This is a genomic window from Nocardia sp. NPDC057353 (assembly GCF_042667085.1).
Classification (GTDB): domain Bacteria; phylum Actinomycetota; class Actinomycetes; order Mycobacteriales; family Mycobacteriaceae; genus Nocardia.
On the sequence record NZ_JBHVAK010000127.1, the window covers coordinates 1 to 3,394 of the forward strand.

The window sequence follows — 3,394 nt, forward strand, 5'->3', positions numbered from 1 at the left end:
CGTCCGGATCGGGGCCTTCGGTACTACAGCTGAGCGGATCAGGCGTTGCCCGACAGCTTCTCGCGCAGCGCGGCGAGCTGCGCATCGCTGGCGAGCGAGCCACCGGCGGGCTCCGGGGTGGAGGACTGCGAACCGCCGCCGGACTCCGACGAGTAGTTCGAGGAGCCGCCACCGTTCGCGGCCTCGGCCGCGGCGTCGGCCGCCATCTTCTCGATCTGCGCGGTGTGCATCTTGTGGCGGCGCTCCGCCTCGGCGTAGCGGCCCTCCCACTCCTCGCGCTGCTTCTCGAAGCCCTCGAGCCATTCGTTGGTCTCGGAGTCGAAGCCCTCGGGGAAGATGTAGTTGCCCTGCTCGTCGTAGCTGTCGGCCATGCCGTACTTCGACGGGTCGAACTCGGAGTTGTAGTCCTCGTTCGCCTGCTTCAGCGACAGCGAGATCCGACGCCGCTCCAGGTCGATGTCGATGACCTTGACCATGGCGTCGTCGCCGACCGCCACGACCTGGTCCGGCACCTCGACGTGGCGCTCGGCCAGCTCGGAGATGTGCACCAGGCCCTCGATGCCCTCCTCGACGCGGACGAACGCGCCGAAGGGAACCAGCTTGGTGACCTTGCCCGGCACGATCTGGCCGATGGCGTGGGTCCGGGCGAACTGCCGCCACGGATCCTCCTGGGTCGCCTTCAGCGACAGCGAGACGCGCTCGCGATCCAGGTCGACGTCGAGCACCTCGACGGTGACCTCGTTGCCGACCTCGACGACCTCGGACGGGTGGTCGATGTGCTTCCAGGACAGCTCGGAGACGTGCACCAGGCCGTCGACACCGCCGAGATCGACGAAGGCGCCGAAGTTGACGATGGAGGAGACCACACCCTTGCGGACCTGGCCCTTCTGCAGCTGGTGCAGGAACTCGCTGCGCACCTCGGACTGGGTCTGCTCCAGCCAGGCGCGGCGGGACAGGACCACGTTGTTGCGGTTCTTGTCCAGCTCGATGATCTTGGCCTCGATCTCCTTGCCGACGTACGGCTGCAGATCGCGGACCCGGCGCATCTCGACCAGCGAGGCCGGGAGGAAGCCGCGCAGGCCGATGTCGAGGATCAGGCCGCCCTTGACGACCTCGATGACGGTGCCCTTGACGGCCTCGTCCTTCTCCTTGAGCTCCTCGATGGTGCCCCACGCACGCTCGTACTGCGCCCGCTTCTTCGACAGGATCAGGCGGCCTTCCTTGTCCTCCTTGGTGAGGACCAGGGCTTCCACCTCATCGCCGACGGAAACGACCTCGTTGGGGTCGACATCGTGTTTGATGGAGAGCTCGCGGGAAGGGATGACGCCTTCGGTCTTGTAACCGATGTCGAGCAGGACCTCGTCGCGATCGACCTTGACGATGGTTCCCTCGACGATGTCGCCGTCGTTGAAGTACTTGATCGTGGCGTCGATGGCGGCGAGGAAGTCCTCGGCGGAGCCGATGTCGTTGACGGCTACCTGCGGCGAGGTGACGGTGGTGGGCATGTGTCGGTGTGCTCCGGACGGATTGTGGTCGGTTGCGGACATTGGAACTTTCGGTACGCTGCGAAATCACCGCGACGATGCGACGACGGACACAGTGAACGTACCGCACGCATCGCCTGACGAAACCCGGCGTTGCCGCCGGATATTCCGAGCGCGGAGTGTTTCGGGAGGCGCGCCGAGTGTACCCGGCCCGATACCCAGTGCCACGACCGGCTCACCAGGAAACTCCGCGTTCGAGAACCCCGATGACCGGTACGCCAGTACAGTTGACACTCGCGGATCAGCCTACGGCACCCGATCACGCCCGGGCAAACCGGGCCTGCGCGGTCGAAATCCGCAGCCCGACTAGGCTGACCGGCGTGTCCGACCACCGCCACGCGGCCGCCGAGGCCGACCTCGGGGTGACCGCGGTCGCCCGGATCGAGGCAGGCTCCGCCGCCAGCAGCACGGCCAATCGGCGCTGGTGGGACGCGGACGCCGCCGACTACCACCGCGAGCACGCCAACTTCCTCGGCGTCGACTCCCCCACCGGCGAGTTCGTCTGGTGCCCGGAGGGGCTGCACGAGGGCGACTGGCACCTGCTGGGCGCGGTCGCGGGGCGGGACGTGCTGGAGATCGGCTGCGGCTCGGCGCCGTGCGCGCGCTGGCTGGCGAGCAGCGGCGCGCGCCCGGTGGGGCTGGACATCTCGGCGGGCATGCTGCGCCGCGGGGTCGCGGTGATGGCGCGCGGCGGGCCTGCGGTGCCGCTGGTGCAGGCCGACGCCGAGGCGCTGCCCTTCGCCGACGCGAGCTTCGACCTGGCCTGCTCGGCCTTCGGCGCGGTGCCGTTCGTCGCGGACTCGGCGGCGGTGATGCGCGAGGTGGCCAGGGTGCTGCGGCCCGGCGGGCGCTGGGTCTTCGCGGTGAACCACCCGATGCGCTGGATCTTCCCGGACGATCCGGGCCCGGCCGGGCTGGTCGCGCAGAACCCCTACTTCGACCGCAGCCCCTACGTCGAGGTGGACCCGGAGGGCGCGCCGGTCTATGTCGAGCACCACCGCACGATCGGCGACCGGGTGCGCGAGATCGTGGCGGCCGGGCTGGTGCTGGAGGACATCGTCGAGCCGGACTGGCCGGAGTGGCTGGACCGGGAGTGGGGGCAGTGGAGCCCGCTGCGCGGCGAGATCTTTCCCGGGACCGCGATCTTCGTGACCCGCAGGCCGTGACGGCTCAGCCCGCGTAGGGCGCGAGCGCGGCGAACTCAGGGTCGACCCGGACCGTCGGCACGGTCTGCACCACCCAGCGCCTGGCCCGGCTCAGCGGGTGCTGCGGGAAGCTCTCGTCCCAGCGGACGTCGTCGGCGGAGGTGAAGGGGAGCCTGCCCTGCAGCCCGGGCGCGTACGGGTGGCCGCGCCTGCGGTTCCTGGTCTCGGCGCGCTGCGTGACCACCACCTCGCGGGCGATCGGCTCCCCCACCTCGGGGCAGATGATCTGCAGGACGGCGCTGCAGCGCGCCCGCGGCACCAGGATCGAGGCGGAATAGGCCAACCTGCCCGGCGCGAACGGCATCGGCACCTTCTCCACCCTGAGCAGCGCGGGCAGCCCGTCCACCCAGATGACGAGCGCCTCGATCAGGCAGCCGGAGGCGGCGTGGTGCTCGGCCAGCCCGCGGCGCAGCTCCTCGGCGTCGTCCAGCGCGGCGGGCAGCTCCGGCGCGACGTCGAAGAAGTGCACGGCGACCACGTCGCGGGTGACCGGATCCCCCCAGGTGCAGTCGTCCAGCTGGTGCATTCCGGCGAGGTCGAAGGAGAGCGGCACGCGGACACGGTAGCGGGGGGCGTGGCCCCCCCCCCCCCGGCCCCGGCCCGCACCCGCACCGCGCCCCGTAGGGCCCCCCCCCCCGCGCCGGT

Annotated in this window: 3 protein-coding genes; 1 reads left to right on the top strand and 2 read right to left on the bottom strand. The window is 70.4% G+C overall.

Annotated features, from left to right (window positions below; genetic code table 11):
• Nucleotides 1-38: 38 nt before the first annotated feature.
• Nucleotides 39-1,505: a 30S ribosomal protein S1 gene (gene rpsA / locus ACFUUZ_RS31525; RefSeq protein WP_378702671.1), complete on the bottom strand. Its 1,467-nt coding sequence runs from the start codon at nucleotides 1,503-1,505 to the stop codon at nucleotides 39-41.
• A gap of 359 nt (nucleotides 1,506-1,864) precedes the next feature.
• Here rpsA and ACFUUZ_RS31530 point away from each other — a divergent pair, with 359 nt between their 5' ends.
• Nucleotides 1,865-2,710 carry a class I SAM-dependent methyltransferase gene (locus tag ACFUUZ_RS31530; RefSeq protein ID WP_378702673.1) on the top strand — a complete coding sequence of 282 codons (846 nt, stop codon included), beginning with the start codon at nucleotides 1,865-1,867 and terminating at the stop codon, nucleotides 2,708-2,710.
• A gap of 4 nt (nucleotides 2,711-2,714) precedes the next feature.
• Here the strand turns inward: ACFUUZ_RS31530 and ACFUUZ_RS31535 are convergent, their stop codons facing one another.
• Nucleotides 2,715-3,302 carry a hypothetical protein gene (locus tag ACFUUZ_RS31535; RefSeq protein ID WP_378702675.1) on the bottom strand — a complete coding sequence of 196 codons (588 nt, stop codon included), beginning with the start codon at nucleotides 3,300-3,302 and terminating at the stop codon, nucleotides 2,715-2,717.
• Between the last annotated feature and the right edge of the window lie 92 nt (nucleotides 3,303-3,394).